This window comes from Phytohabitans sp. LJ34 (genome assembly GCF_052068095.1).
Lineage (GTDB): Bacteria > Actinomycetota > Actinomycetes > Mycobacteriales > Micromonosporaceae > Phytohabitans.
In genome coordinates this window covers 176,519-189,975 of record NZ_JBQHDG010000022.1, presented here as the reverse complement: position 1 = coordinate 189,975, position 13,457 = coordinate 176,519, and the positions used below count along the sequence as shown (strand labels likewise).

11 protein-coding genes are annotated in these 13,457 nt (G+C 73.0%); 4 read left to right on the top strand and 7 right to left on the bottom strand.

Features of this window, described 5'->3' with window-relative positions:
• The 4 genes from ACTMTJ_RS34235 to ACTMTJ_RS34220 all read right to left on the bottom strand — a co-directional run.
• Positions 1-182: S-adenosylmethionine synthetase N-terminal domain-containing protein (locus ACTMTJ_RS34235; protein ID WP_441222815.1), on the bottom strand; the 182-nt coding region annotated here is incomplete at its 3' end.
• 84 nt (positions 183-266) lie between these two features.
• Positions 267-689: a roadblock/LC7 domain-containing protein gene (locus ACTMTJ_RS34230; RefSeq protein WP_441222814.1), complete on the bottom strand. Its 423-nt coding sequence runs from the start codon at positions 687-689 to the stop codon at positions 267-269.
• Positions 686-3,181 carry a nitrate- and nitrite sensing domain-containing protein gene (locus ACTMTJ_RS34225; RefSeq protein WP_441222813.1) on the bottom strand — a complete coding sequence of 832 codons (2,496 nt, stop codon included), beginning with the start codon at positions 3,179-3,181 and terminating at the stop codon, positions 686-688. Before ACTMTJ_RS34225 ends, ACTMTJ_RS34230 begins: the two co-directional genes overlap by 4 nt.
• Before the next feature lie 244 nt (positions 3,182-3,425).
• Positions 3,426-4,796 carry an FGGY family carbohydrate kinase gene (locus ACTMTJ_RS34220; protein WP_441222812.1) on the bottom strand — a complete coding sequence of 457 codons (1,371 nt, stop codon included), beginning with the start codon at positions 4,794-4,796 and terminating at the stop codon, positions 3,426-3,428.
• Between the two features lie 209 nt (positions 4,797-5,005).
• Between ACTMTJ_RS34220 and ACTMTJ_RS34215 the strand changes: the two genes are divergently transcribed.
• The 3 genes from ACTMTJ_RS34215 to ACTMTJ_RS34205 all read left to right on the top strand — a co-directional run bounded on the left by ACTMTJ_RS34215 (position 5,006) and on the right by ACTMTJ_RS34205 (position 9,788).
• Positions 5,006-6,877, top strand: a complete 1,872-nt coding sequence (locus tag ACTMTJ_RS34215; protein WP_441222811.1) for a chorismate-binding protein — start codon at positions 5,006-5,008, stop codon at positions 6,875-6,877.
• 38 nt (positions 6,878-6,915) lie between these two features.
• Positions 6,916-8,772: a glycoside hydrolase family 9 protein gene (locus ACTMTJ_RS34210; protein ID WP_441222810.1), complete on the top strand. Its 1,857-nt coding sequence runs from the start codon at positions 6,916-6,918 to the stop codon at positions 8,770-8,772.
• 74 nt (positions 8,773-8,846) lie between these two features.
• Complete coding sequence (locus ACTMTJ_RS34205) at positions 8,847-9,788, top strand: cellulose binding domain-containing protein (RefSeq protein WP_441222809.1); 942 nt, start codon at positions 8,847-8,849, stop codon at positions 9,786-9,788.
• A 6-nt stretch (positions 9,789-9,794) separates the two neighbouring features.
• Here the strand turns inward: ACTMTJ_RS34205 and ACTMTJ_RS34200 are convergent, their stop codons facing one another.
• Complete coding sequence (locus ACTMTJ_RS34200) at positions 9,795-10,643, bottom strand: transglutaminase-like domain-containing protein (protein ID WP_441222808.1); 849 nt, start codon at positions 10,641-10,643, stop codon at positions 9,795-9,797.
• A gap of 102 nt (positions 10,644-10,745) precedes the next feature.
• On the opposite strand from ACTMTJ_RS34200, the gene ACTMTJ_RS34195 reads away from it, so the two are divergent.
• Positions 10,746-11,987, top strand: a complete 1,242-nt coding sequence (locus ACTMTJ_RS34195; protein ID WP_441222807.1) for a pyridoxal phosphate-dependent aminotransferase — start codon at positions 10,746-10,748, stop codon at positions 11,985-11,987.
• A 9-nt stretch (positions 11,988-11,996) separates the two neighbouring features.
• Here ACTMTJ_RS34195 and ACTMTJ_RS34190 read toward each other — a convergent pair whose 3' ends face one another.
• Together ACTMTJ_RS34190 and ACTMTJ_RS34185 are read right to left on the bottom strand one after the other, a co-directional pair.
• Entirely contained in the window at positions 11,997-12,842 is an 846-nt protein-coding gene (locus ACTMTJ_RS34190; RefSeq protein ID WP_441222806.1) for an LLM class flavin-dependent oxidoreductase, read from the bottom strand.
• Complete coding sequence (locus ACTMTJ_RS34185) at positions 12,839-13,420, bottom strand: DUF6506 family protein (protein WP_441222805.1); 582 nt, start codon at positions 13,418-13,420, stop codon at positions 12,839-12,841. The genes ACTMTJ_RS34190 and ACTMTJ_RS34185 overlap by 4 nt, the downstream gene beginning before the upstream one ends.
• Positions 13,421-13,457 lie beyond the last annotated feature (37 nt).

Sequence of the window (13,457 nt, the reverse complement as noted above, 5' to 3'; positions counted from 1 at the left end):
GCCTTGGTGGTGACCTCACCGGCCACATGCACCTGACCGGTCGTGATCAGCGTCTCGACCGCGACCCGGCTACGCGGATCCTGGGCGAGCAGGGCATCCAGGACCCCGTCACTGATCTGGTCAGCGATCTTGTCCGGGTGGCCCTCCGTGACCGACTCGGACGTAAACAGACGACGCGCCACGACACCATCCCCTTTTGCTCGGTCCTTTCCCCGAGCGTAGAGGGCGGGGATGGAGCGCGGGTCGAGAGCCCGTACCCCCGGGGGTTATCGGGGCAGCGCCTGCTGGAGCTCGGCCCGCAGCGCGGGCGTGAGCATCTCGCCGGCCTGCTTGGCCAGCCGCGCCATCTCGTAGCCCACCACGCCGATGTCGGCGTCACCCGCGGCGAGGGTGGCCAGGATGGAACCGTCCCGGACCGCCATCACCAGGAAGTAGCCCCGGCCCAGCTCCACCACCGTCTGCTTGACCACGTCGTTGTCGAACATCTGGGCCGCGCCGGTGGTGATGCTCATCAGACCGGAGGTCACCGCGGCCAGCTTGTCGGCGTGGTCGCGGGGCAGGTGGTCGGAGACCGCGACGAGCAGCCCGTCGGAGGAGACGACGATCGCGTGGGCCACGCCCGGCGTGCGATCGGCGAACGCGCTGACCAGCCAGCTCAGATCACGGGCATCTTGACTGAGCTCACTCACGTTTGTTTCGCCTCCTGGTCGATCGTTTCCCTGACGTCGCCGCTGTCCTCCGCTTCGGCCCGGCGGACACCGCTGTAATACCTGGAAAGCATGCTGCCAACCGCCTCCGGATCCGGTTCCACCCGGGCGCTCGGCACGTGCGCCGCCGGCCGCGGCGCGTCAGGCACGTCCGGCAGCTGCGCCATCGGCACCCGCATCGGCAGGCCGTTGGCCATCGTGCCACCGGTGATCGGCACAGACGGCGGGGTGGGACCACCGGGGCCGGTCGCCGCCGGCGGCACGGGAGCGGTGCCGCCGTTGAGCCCGCCCGCCCGGCCGCCGCCCTGGCGCGACCACCAGGTGCTGCCGGTCTCGGTCGCGGTGGCACCGGCGGACTTGAGCACGTCTTCGGCCCGGGTCAACCCGCGGCGGGCGCGGGCGCCTGCGCCCACCTCGGCGGCCGGCAACGCCGGACGGGCCGTGGCCGGGGTGGCCGGCACGCGCGGTGGCATCGCGGGCACCACCGCCGGCGCGGCGGCCAGGCGCAGCTCGCGGCTGACCGAGTCGGGCACGGAAGCGGCGACCGAGGCGAGCACCGGCCGGGCGGCCGGCTCCGGCAGCGCGCGGGCCGGCGGGGCGGGCGCGAGCAGGCTCGGCGGCAGCCAGATGGTGGCGATGATGCCCCGCTCGGCGGCGACCAGCCGCACCCGGATCGAGTGCCGCGCGGCCAGGTGGCTGACCACGAACAGGCCCATCCGCTCCGAGGCCGCGACGTCGGCCGCGGGCGGCTCGGCGAGCAGCGCGTTCGCCTCGTCGAGCGCCGCGTCGCTCATGCCCAGACCCTCGTCGACGATCTCCACGGTGGCGGTCCGCCCGCTCGACGAACGGGTCGTCATCTTCACCTGGGTGAACGGCGCCGAGAAGTTCGTCGCGTTTTCCAGCAGCTCGGCGAGCAGGTGCACGACGTCGGCGACCGCGTGACCGACCACGTACAGGTTGTCGACGGACTCGTGCCGCACCCGCGGGTACTGCTCGATCTCGGCGGCGGCCGCCATCGCCACCGCGGACAGCGAGACCGGCTCGTTCCAGCGGCGGCTCGACTCGGTGCCGGCCAGCACCAGCAGGCTCTCGTCGTTTCGGCGCATACGAGCGGCGAGGTGGTCGAGCTTGAACAGGTTGCCCAGCTGGTCGGGGTCGCTCTCGTCGCGCTCCAGCTCGTCGAGCAGCTCCAGCTGCCGCTCGACCAGCACCTGGCTGCGGCGGGCCAGGTTGACGAACATCGCGTTGACGTTGCGTCGCATGACCGCCTGCTCGACGGCGAGGTCGACGGCGCTGCGGTGCACGGCGACGAACGCCTCCGCGACCTCGCCCACCTCGTCCATCGACCGCACCGTGGAAGGCGGCACCTCGATCCTCGGCATGCCGTGGCCGGCGGCACGGAGCCGCTCGATCGCGTCGGGCAGCTCCTCCTGGGCGACGTGCATGGCGTGGCGGCGCAGCTCGCGCAGGGAGCGGGCCACGGACCGGCCGATCAGCACCGAGATGACCAGGGCGATCAGCAGCACGGCCAGCACCGAGCCGGCGACCAGCAGCGTGCGCTGAAGCTGGTCGGCGCTTCGCGCGCCGGTCTCGTCGACCGCGTCGCCGAGCACGTCGGACTCGACCTGGCGCAGCAGGTCGTGCCGGTCCTGGCTCAGCGACCACCAGCGAAACGGCTCGAGCACCTTGGCGTCGCCGCTGCCAGTGGCGATCGTGGTCTGCTCCATCGCGACCGCGGCGCCGAACTTGGCGTCCGCGGCCGCCCGCTCGTACCGCAGGATCTGCTGGTTGGTGGCCGCGATCCGGAAGTCGGCGAGCGCGGTGAGCTGCTGCGCCCGCAGGTCGGTGAGCTCGACCTGGTCGGTGGGGCCGTACCTGCCGGCGCTGGCCGCGGCGAAGAGACGGGCGCGCAGCCGGGAGCCGATCTCCTTGATGCGGGCGATCTCGACGTACCGGAGCACCATCTCGGTGAGCTCGGGCCGCTCGACGCCCGGAGAGGGCTGGGCCAGGAGGGTAAGCAGCGCGTCGATCGTGCGGGTGTAGTTGCCGACCACGGTGTCCGCGCTGACCGCGCCGCTGGCCACCGCGCCGCGCAGGGTGGGCAGGTCGTCGACCGCGTCGCGGGCCCGGTTGAACGCGACCCGCCAGGCCGCGTCACCGCCGGAGAGCGGGTCGGCCGCCTCGCGGAAGTCGGCGGCGGAGCGGTCGACCGCCACGTAGTACTGCCGGATGTCAGCCGTGGCCTGGCTGGCGCTGGTCTTCTTGGCCTGGAGCGCGGCGAGGTTTCCGGCGGTGCGGTCGCGCTCGCTCTGTAGGTCGTGCACCAGCGTGGTGATCTGCTGGCCGAGCGACACCTGGTCGGCGAACTCGTCGAGCACGGTCGCCTGGCCGATCAGCGCGCTGGTCTGCACGCCGGCCACGACCATGAAGGCCAGCGACGGGATGACGAGCACCGTGCCAAGCTTGGTGCGCATCCGCCAATCCCGGACGCGAAACCGCGAACGCCGCCGATGTGGGATAACCCGGACATCGAGCCGCCGACGGTGTCGCGGAACCGTCCGGGTGGACGGCTCCGGGGCAGCAGAGACCACGCCTCCCCCTTACCTCGTACCCGGCCTGACGAGGAGCGGAGTCCATCCAATCAGGCACGCGGTCGGTGTCAACGCCGCGACCTGCAACAAGTTCACGAAGAATACAGCGGCTGACCGGATCTTGCCGTTACCGCCGAGGTGGGCTCCCCCATCCGGACGATGCCGTCCGGCTAGTGGTGAGGCCGGCGGCCAGCATGGCGGCCCCGGTGGCACCCACCTCCGGGTTGTCGACATGGCGCACGGTCCGCGGCGCCAGCGCCACCTGGAAGGCGCGGCGCCACCACGGCTGGGCGGCCACCGCCCCACCGCCGAGGACCACCTCGGTAGCGTGGTCCACAGTGGACTCAAGCGTGGCCAGGTCACGGGCGATCATCGCGCAGACGCCGTCCATCAGCCCGGCGAAGATCTCGGTGGGCGTGGTGGAGAAGGCGAGCCCGGACAGCGTCCCGGCCCCGCTCGGCGCCATGCCGGGCGGGCGGTCGCCGCCCAGCCGCGGGTCGGCGCGCACCTCGCCCCGTCCCGGCGTGATCGCCGACAGCTCCTTCTCCAGCGCGTCGCCCTCGGGCAGCTGGAGCGTCCGCTTGGCCCAGGCGAAGAGGTTTCCGCCCGCGGAGTACGCGGCGCCGGTGACGATCCGCTCGTGGTCGACCCGGTAGCGCCACACCGATCCCGGCAGCGGGGGCAGCGGCGCGCCGGGTGTCACCGGCTGCACCAGCCGCACCGCGGCCGACGTGCCGACGGTGACCGCCGCACGGCTCGGGTCGAAGCAGCCGGTGCCCACGTTTGACGCGGCGCCGTCGCCGGTCGGCGGCGCCCACGGCGCCTCGGCCAGGGCCGGCCAGCGGCGGGCGTACTCCGGGCGCAGCCGACCGTGCCAGCCGGCCGGCGCGAGCGGCGGCACCTCGGCGCGGGCGGCGCCGGCGATCGCGAGCGCCTCCTCGTCCCAGTCGAGGCGGGCCAGGTCGAGCATCCCGGTGCCGGAAGCCACGGATACGGACGTCGGCGCGTCGCCCAGCAGCGCGCCGAACACGAACTCCGGCAGCCCGGCGAACCGCGCCAGCCCCGGACCGCAGCTCGCCCTCAGCCAGGGCAGCTTGACCGTCCAGTAGAAGCGGTGCCACCACGCGCCGGTGCGCTGGTGGAACGCGTCCGGGTCGGCCGGCCCGGCCGCGCCCGGCGGCGGCGCGGGGCGGGTGTCGAGCCAGGTGACCAGCGGACCGAGCGGCGCGCCGGCGGCGTCGAGCGGCACCACCGAGTGCCACTGGGACGACGCCGCGACCAGGCGGACGCCGTCGAGACGCCCGGCCGCGGCCAGCTCGTCGAGGCAGTCGACGAGCGCGGCCAGGTAGGCCGCCGCGTCGAGGGTGGCCGCGCCAGTGTCGTCGACCGCCACCTCCATCGACCGGCGGGCCAGCGCGCCCGGCAGGGGGACCGCCGTGTCGTCGAGCACCAGCCCGCGTACCGACGACGTGCCGAGGTCAAGCGCCAGGATGCTCATCGCCCGCCACCGTATCTGTTACGCTCTCGCCCATGCTCGCGCGCCTCAATTCCTGGTGGCGCCGCCAACCCGGCGGCCCGTCCACCCGCGCGTAGCTCATACCCACGCGGCCGCCACATAAGGCGGCCACAGCGTGATGTCGATGCGCAGAGCATTCCGACGCACCGGTTGTCCGCCCGAGGCGGTCCCCGGCCCGGAGGAATGTACGGATGGATCTTCTGACCCTGCTCGACGCACCGGACCCACGCCCTTTCGCGCTCCTGCGTCGCGAGGGCGCGGCGCACATCGAGATCTTCACCGGCGACCTGACCACCGTCGATCGGCTCGCCGACATCCCCTTGCCGCCCGGACGGCCCGGCCCGGCCACGCTCGCGCTGGTGCCGTACCGGCAGATCACCGAGCGTGGGTTCGCCTGCGTCGACGACGGCACGCCCCTGGAGTGCCTGGCCATCCGCTCGTACGGTGAGGTGCCGCTCGAGGCGACGCTGGCGCTGCTGCCGGACACGCCACCGGCCACGCGGGACGGCGGATTCGACATCTCCGACGAGGAGTACGCCGAGACGGTCGGCGCCGTGCTGCGTGACGAGATCGGCCACGGCGAGGGGGCCAACTTCGTCATCCACCGCACGTTCACCGCGCTCGTCGACGAGCCGCTGCCGGCCGCGCTGGCCGCGTTCCGCCGGCTGCTGACCCGCGAACGCGGCGCGTACTGGACCTTCCTCGTGTACACCGGCACCCGCGTGCTGGTCGGCGCCACGCCCGAGCGGCACGTCAGCGTCGAGGACGGCCTGGTGATGATGAACCCGATCAGCGGCACGTTCCGCCACCCGGACGGGCCGGCCGAGCGGGAGGCGCTGCTGGAGTTCCTGGCCGACCCCAAGGAGGTCGACGAGCTCTACATGGTGCTCGACGAGGAGCTCAAGATGATGGCCACCGTCGCCGACCACGGCGGCCAGGTCGTCGGCCCGTACCTGAAGGAGATGGCCCACCTCACCCACACCGAGTACCTGCTGGCCGGGCGGGGCTCGCGGGACGTGCGGGAGGTGCTGCGCGAGACGATGTTCGCGCCGACGGTCACCGGCAGCCCGATCGAGAACGCGTTCCGGGTGATCGCCCGCCACGAGGGGCGCGGGCGGCGGTACTACGCGGGCGTGCTGGCGCTGCTCGGCCACGACGCGGACGGACGGCAGACGCTGGACGCGCCGATCCTCATCCGCACCGCGGAGATCACCCCGGACGGGGTACTGCGGGTACCGGTCGGCGCCACGCTGGTGCGCCACTCGACCGCCGCCGGCGAGGTCGCCGAGACGCACACCAAGGCCGCCGGTGTGCTCGCCGCGCTCGGTGTGCGGCCCGCCGCGGCGCCGCGTTCGTCCAGCGAGACGGATGTACAGCTGTCGGCCGACCCGGACGTGCGGGCCGCGCTGGCCGCGCGCAACGAGCGGCTGGCCCGCTTCTGGCTCGACGAGCGCGGGCCGGCGCCGATCCCGCCATCCGCGCCGCGCGCGCTGATCGTGGACGCCGAGGACACGTTCACCGGCATGCTGGCCCACCAGATGCGGTGGCTCGGCCACGACGTCACCCGCCGGCCGTGGACCGATCCCGGTTCCCTGGAGGGCTTCGACCTCGTGGTCGCCGGCCCCGGGCCGGGCGACCCGAACGAGGTCGACGACGTGAAGATGGCCGCGATGCGCGCGGTGCTGACCGCGCGGCTGCGCAGCGGCCGGCCACTGCTCGCGGTCTGCCTCGGCCACCAGCTGCTGTGCGGGCTCCTCGGCCTCGACCTGCACCGCCGGGACGCGCCGTACCAGGGCATGCAGCGCGAGGTGGACCTCTTCGGCCGAATCCGGCGGGTGGGCTTCTACTCCACGTTCACGGCGCTATCGGCGGTCGGCGCGCTGACCACGCCGTACGGGCCGGTCGAATTGGCCCGCGACCCGGCTGACGGGGCGGTGCACGCGCTGCGCGGGCCGGCGTTCGCGGGCGTGCAGTTCCACCCCGAGTCGGTGCTCAGCGAGGACGGGCTGGCGGTCCTCGCGGATCTGCTGAAAGCATTGACGGAGGTGCCCGCCATCCATTAGACAGGTAACCTAACTTACCTTCGTCGCGGGAGTGTGCGATGCGCCGGTCTCTCCTCGCCATCACCGTCGTGGCGGTCACGCTCCTCACCGGCCCGGCGGTCACCGCCGGGCCGGCCCCAGCGGGCGCCACCGGCCTGCTTCGGGTCGACCAGGTCGGATACGCGGTCGGCGAGGCGAAACGGGCATACCTGATGACCGCCGCGCCGGCCGAGGGCGCCCGCTTCGCCGTGGTCGACCGGCGCGGCCGCACCGTCCACAGCGGACGGATCGGGGCCAGCGCCGGCGGGTGGAGCGCGGCGTACGGCGCGGTGCACCCGATCGACCTCACGGCGGTCCGCACACCGGGCACGTACCGGCTGCGGGTCTCCGGCGGCGTGCGCGCCCAGTCGCCGGTGTTCCGGGTGGACCGGCCGGAGCGGCTCTTCGACCCGCTGCTCGCCGACACGGTCAACTTCTTCCAGGTGCAGCGGGACGGCGCCGACGTCGTACCCGGTGAGCTGGACCGCCAGCCGTCACACCTGACCGACCGGCGGGCGACCGTGTACGAGCCCCCGGTCTTCACCGGCGACGGCGGTGACGTGCCGGCGGCGCCGCTGTCGCCACGGGCCGGCGCGCGCCAGGTCGACGTCGAGGGCGGCTGGTTCGACGCCGGCGACTTCGTCAAGTTCACCCACGCCTCGGCGTACGCGCTGGCCGAGCTGCTCTACGTGCAGCGCGAGACCACCGGGCCGGCGACGCTGGGCGGGGAGACCGCCTTCGGGCTGCGCTGGCTGGACAAGATGTGGGACGGCCGCACCCTGTACGCGCAGGTCGGCATCGGCACCGGCAGCGAGGAGTTCGGCTTCCTCGGCGACCACGACGTGTGGCGGCTGCCCGAGGCCGACGACGCGCTGGAGACCGGGCCCGGCGACGAGTACCAGTTCATCAAGTACCGCCCGGTCTTCCCCGCCAACCAGCCCGGCGCGAAGGTGAGCCCCAACCTGGCCGGGCGGGTGTCGGCCGCGTTCGCGCTGGCCGCGCAGGTGTCCGCGAAGCGCGGCGACAAGGCGGCGGCACGGCGCTGGCTGGCCGAGGGCGCGTCCCTCTACAGCCATGCCCTGGTGTCCGACGTGGGCGAGCTGGTGACCGCCTTCCCGCACGCCTACTACCCCGAGGACTCGTGGCAGGACGACATGGAGCTGGGCGCCACCCAGCTCGCCCGCGCCGCGTTCGCGTTGAACGACCCGCGCGGCCACCAGTGGGTGCGCGAGGCGGCCGGCTGGGCCCGCGCCTACCTCGACACCGAGCCGTGGGACACGCTCAACCTCTACGACACGAGCGCGCTCGCGCACGCCGACCTGGTGCCCCTGCTGCGCGGCGACGCGCTCGCCGGTGAGCTCCTCGCCGACCTGCGGCGCCAGCTCGACGGCGGCGTCTACGCCGCGGCCGAGCACCCGTTCGGCCACGCGGTGGACGTCACGCAGTTCGACGCGGCCACCCGCAGCTTCGGGTACGCGGCGACCGCCCAGCTCTACCGGCGGCTGACCGGCTCGCGGGAGTACGACGCGTTCGGCACCCGGCAGCGCAACTTCGCGCTCGGCGCCAACGCGTGGGGCACCTCGCTGATGATCGGCGCCGGCACCACGTACCCCCAGTGCCCGCAGCACCAGGTGGCCAACCTGTCCGGACTGCCCCGCGGCGCGGTCGTCAACGGTCCGAACGGCGCGGAGAACTTCGAGTTCATCGGCATCCCGGACGGCGCCAACGCCTGCCCCGCGGACGGCGTCAACCGCTTCGCCGCGTACGACCGGCCGGACGCCCGCTACCTCGACGACGTCCGCGCCTGGCCCAGCTCCGAGCCGGCGATCGACTTCACCGCGACGGCGGCGCTGGCCTTCGCACTGTCCGCGGCGTAACCGGAAACCCTTGCGCCAACACGCAATGCCAACCCCTGGTGGGGCGTCCGCGCCGGCACCTACCATCAATTGACATGGGCCTATTTAATGCGCGGCTGGTACGACCTGCCCGCCTCGCCGCGGCGGTGGTCGCGGGGATCGCCTCGATCGCGTTCGTCCCCACGGCCGCGCGGGCGGCCACCGCCGACGTGGTCAAGCAACGGGAGTGGTCCACCGGCTACGTCGGCAAGGTGACCGTGCGCAACCCCGGGCCGGCCGCCATCACGTCCTGGCGGGTCGAGTTCGACCTGCCGGACGGCACCTCCGTGGCCGACGCCTGGGACGCGCGGCTGACCCGATCCGGCGGCCACTACACGTTCGCGAATCTCCGCCGCAACGGCGACCTCGCGCCGGGCGCCTCGACAAGCTTCGGCTTCCGCGTCCGCGGCACCGGCGACCCGGCCAACTGCACGGTCAACGCCGAGCCCTGCGCCGGCCCGCCGCCGCTGGACGTCACCCCGCCGAGCACGCCGGTGCTGCGAAGCGCCCCGCTGCCACCCTCCGGTGTGCTGCTCAGCTGGGATCCGTCCGTGGACGACACCGCGGTCGTGGGGTACGAGGTGTTCAGCTCGAGCGGGATCACCATCTACACGACGACTTCCACCAGCATCTCGCTGCCGAGCCTGACGCCGGCCGACGGCTCCCGCTGCGTCCGCGCGGTCGACGCGGCGGGCAACGCCTCCCCGGGCGCGTGCTTCATCCTCGGGCACGGTGACACCACCGCACCCGCCGCACCCCTCGACCTGCGGCTCGCCGCCCCACTTCAGGGGTACCTGCCGGTCAGCTGGGCACCCTCCTGGGACGACGTCGTCGTCCTCGGTTACGAGGTCTACCTCGACGACGTCCTGGTCACGACCGTCGGCAACACCAAGTCCTACGTGCCGTACAGCGGATCCGGGGTCCACAAGGTGGGCGTGCGCGCCTACGACACCATGCGCCGGTTCTCCCCCATGACCGAGGTAACTCTCGCTATATAGAGGGGTTCACAGTTGGTCACGGTCGGCGTCGCCGGCGAGGTCGGCCGGCGCCGGCAGGCGTGGATCCCAGGCGTAGGCCTCGGTGGCCCGCTCCAGCGGGCCGCCGGCCGCGCTGACCGCCGCCACCCGGTCGAGCAGGCCGAGGTCGGCCGGCGCCAGGCCGTCGTAGTGGACCGGGATGAGGCCCCAGTTGTCCCAGGGCAGCATCTCCACCCGGTTGAGGCTGGCCAGGTCGCGCAGCACGTTGCCCTGCACCTCCCACATGCCGGTCAGCCCCGCGGCCCGCACGCCCACCTGGGCCGGGTCGCGGCGCCCGGCGCGGCACTCTTGCCAGGCCTGGCCGCCGACCAGGAACCCGTCCCGCGACACGTCGAACGGGTCGACGTCGCGCTCGTCGTACGTGCCCTTGGGCGCGCTGCCCAGCTGCGCGTCGACAAGCCGCCAGCCGCCGTCGCCAGCCCAGATCTCCACCACCCAGTGGTCGTCGAAGAAGTCCTCGGCGAAGTAGCCGGCGAACCCCGCCCGTGCCCGCGCCGGCACGCCCACCTCGCGCAGCATGGCGCAGAGCAGCACCGCGAAGTCGCGGCACGTGCCGGCGAACCGCTCCTCCGGCGGGCGCTCGTCGAGCGAACCGAGCCGGTCGAGGATCGCCGCCACGCTCCGGGTGTTGGCCTCGTCGTGGCGCTCCGCCGGGAGCGTGAAACCCCACCGCCAGGTCTGGTCGCGATGGATGACCACACCGCCGACGACCTGGAGCAACCCGTGCAGGTCAGCGGGCAGGCCGGCGAAGAGGTGCCGCTTGGCGCCCGGGTCGGTCAGCGCGCTGTGCCGCCGGTAGAACTCAAGCTCATCCATAGCTCGGAGAGTAGTTAGGTCCGTCTTAAGCCTTTCTGTGGGATCGAACTCCGCCACGGGCCGGCCCGTACCGCCCCACGACACCCCACAGTTGGAGGCACCGTGCGACACGGAAACGTCGACCTTGGTCTGCTGCGCACCGGGGCACACAGCCCGTCGGTCTTCGCGCTCAGCCGCAGCATGGGCGATGGCACACCGATCGTCGACTTCTGCATCCCCTGCAACCCGTACTTCCCCACGCCGGACATGTTCGCCGCGCTTGCGCAAAACCTGGAGTCGATCCTCAAGTACTACCCGAGCGACTCCGCCGACATCACCAACAAGCTGTGCAGCGTGCTCGGCCTGCATCAGAAGACGGTCGCGATGGCCAACGGCTCCACCGAGCTGATCACCTGGCTCGACCACCTGATGGTCAAGGAGAGCATCGCGATCCCGATCCCCACCTTCGGCCGCTGGACCGACCAGCCGCTGGAGACGGGCAAGCGGGTCGACATGTTTCCGCTCCAGGAGGCCGACGGGTACGCGCTGGACCTGGAGGAGTACGTCGCGTTCATCCGCAGCCGCGGCTCCCGTGTGGCGGTGATCTGCAACCCCAACAACCCGGACGGCGGCTTCTTGCCCCGCCGCGAGGTGCTGCGCTTCGTCGACGCGCTCACCGACCTCGACCTGGTGGTGGTCGACGAGTCGTTCATCGACTTCGTCGAGGCCGAACGCCAGCCGTCGATCGCGCCGGACGCGGCCATCCGCCCCAACGTGGTGGTGCTCAAGAGCCTGGGCAAGAACTTCGGCCTGCACGGCATCCGCTTCGGCTACCTGGTGGCCAACCCGCAGATCGCCGGCAAGATCGCGAAAGTCCTGCCGAAGTGGAACCTCAACTCGCTCGCCGAGACCGTCGTCCACATGATCCAGGACTACGAGACCGAGTACCGGGAGAGCCTGCGCCTGCTCGCCCGCGACAGGTACACGATGGCCGACGAGCTGGGCCGCGTGCCCGGCCTGACCGTCTTCCCGTCGCAGGGCAACTTCCTGCTGGTCAAGCTCCCGCCCGGCTGGAGCGGCGTCGACCTGCGCGACTACCTGCTGTCCCGGCACGGCCTCTTCGTCCGCGAGTGCGGCAACAAGCTCGGCATGACCAGCCAGTTCCTGCGCTTCGTCGTACGCCCCCAGCAGGACGTGCGCCTGCTCGTCGAGGGCATGCTCTCCTACGGCCGCTACCTGCACGGCGAATCGTCGTCGTCCCTGTCCGCCAGCGACGACAGGTACGGCACGTCGTCCGCCCTCGAGCCCGACAACCTGATCCCCTACCCCGGCCGCCGCGGCCTGGCCACCGCCACCGCCAACTAGGTCCTGCCGTCAGATGAGGTGAGGGCGGACCTCTTCGAAGAAGCGGCGCACCTGGTCACGGACGTCGCCGCGCACGGGCCAGAAGACGATCGAGTCGAAGCGAAGCCGGGCACGGTAGTCGCGCAGTGCGGTCACCCATTGCTGGACCGGCCCGTTGAGCTTGCGGTCGTTGCGCGGTGGGATCTCGTCGGAGATCGTGCCCATCACGTTGAAGACGCGCCGGATCTCCGCGGGGTCGCGCCCGGCGTCGGTCGCTGCCCGGTCGACGCGGCGTTGCATCTCGGGTACGTCCGCCAGGTCCAGGTACGCGTTGGTGGGCAGCCAGCCGTCGGCGTGCCGGCCGGTGAGCGCGAGCATCCGTGGCTTGAAGGCGCCGACCCAGATCGGCACCGGCCGCGGCGGCGCGGCGACCTCGGCCTGGACCAGCCGGAAGTGCGGCCCCTCGTGGTCGACCGGCGCGCCGCTCCACAGCCGGCGGATGAGCGGGACCGCCTCGTCGAGGGCGGCCACGCTCGGCGGCCGCCCACCGAAGCCGACCGCGCGCTCGTCCGCGCCGCCCGCGCCAAGCCCGAGCACGAAACGCCCGCCGCTGATCACCTGGAGTGTGGCCGCCGTCTTGGCGAGCAGCGCCGGTGGCCGCAGGGCGAGGGGCGTGACGTTGGGCGCGAGCAGCACGCGCTCGGTGTGCCCGGCCAGCAGCCCGAGCAGCGCGGGCGTCTCCAGCTCGTCCGGCAGGTACGGGTGGTCGGCGACCGTGACAAGGTCGGCGCCGAGCTCCTCCGCGGTCCGCGCCGCCTCGAGCGTTTCGCCGAGGCGGTGACGGGAGGCGGGCAGCGCCGCGCCGAAGAGGCTCACGGCCGGCTCGACTCGAACGCCGCCTTGAACGCGACCGCGCCGTCGATCGACTCGAACGGCCAGGTGACGAGGCCGACCGGCGCCGCGTCGCCGACCGCGGCGGCGACCTGGGCGGCCGTCGTCAGCGGCGTGCCGCCGCACACCTCGACCACCTCGACGCCCGAGCGGACCAGCGCGGCCGCCACCGCCGGGATCGTGGCCTCCGGCGCGCCGACGACCGTGGTGCGGCTGCCGTCGCGGTGCTCCTGGACCACGTGCACGCCCTCCGGGTCGGCGTTGTCGTCGGTGTAGATCGTCGCCCAGCTGCGGCCACCGGGCCGGCCGGTGCCCGCCAGGCCGACCGGCGCGCGCCCGCCTACGGCCTCGATGACCTGGGCGGCGCCGGCCAGGTCGAAGCCACGGTAGAGCTCGATCAGCCGCACGCCCTGGTCGGCCAGCTCGGCCGCGACGCGGGCCGCGGCCGGCACGTCGGGCGCCCACGCGAGCAGGGTGCGCCCGCCGCTGTGCTCGAGGGCGACCCGGTCGGCGCTCGGGTCGGCGGCCGGGTGCAGGAAGAGGAACGCTTCGTCGTAGGACATCGGTACTCCCCGTTCTCCTAGATAGCTTGGTGTAAAG

Excerpts from the sequence above, each read along its gene's own strand:
- ACTMTJ_RS34185 (WP_441222805.1), bottom strand. The coding sequence starts at position 13,420 with ATGTCCTACGACGAAGCGTTCCTCTTCCTGCACCCGGCCGCCGACCCG.
- ACTMTJ_RS34205 (WP_441222809.1), top strand. The coding sequence starts at position 8,847 with ATGGGCCTATTTAATGCGCGGCTGGTACGACCTGCCCGCCTCGCCGCG.
- ACTMTJ_RS34215 (WP_441222811.1), top strand. The coding sequence starts at position 5,006 with ATGGATCTTCTGACCCTGCTCGACGCACCGGACCCACGCCCTTTCGCG.
- ACTMTJ_RS34225 (WP_441222813.1), bottom strand. The coding sequence starts at position 3,181 with ATGCGCACCAAGCTTGGCACGGTGCTCGTCATCCCGTCGCTGGCCTTC.
- ACTMTJ_RS34200 (WP_441222808.1), bottom strand. The coding sequence starts at position 10,643 with ATGGATGAGCTTGAGTTCTACCGGCGGCACAGCGCGCTGACCGACCCG.
- ACTMTJ_RS34220 (WP_441222812.1), bottom strand. The coding sequence starts at position 4,796 with ATGAGCATCCTGGCGCTTGACCTCGGCACGTCGTCGGTACGCGGGCTG.
- ACTMTJ_RS34210 (WP_441222810.1), top strand. The coding sequence starts at position 6,916 with ATGCGCCGGTCTCTCCTCGCCATCACCGTCGTGGCGGTCACGCTCCTC.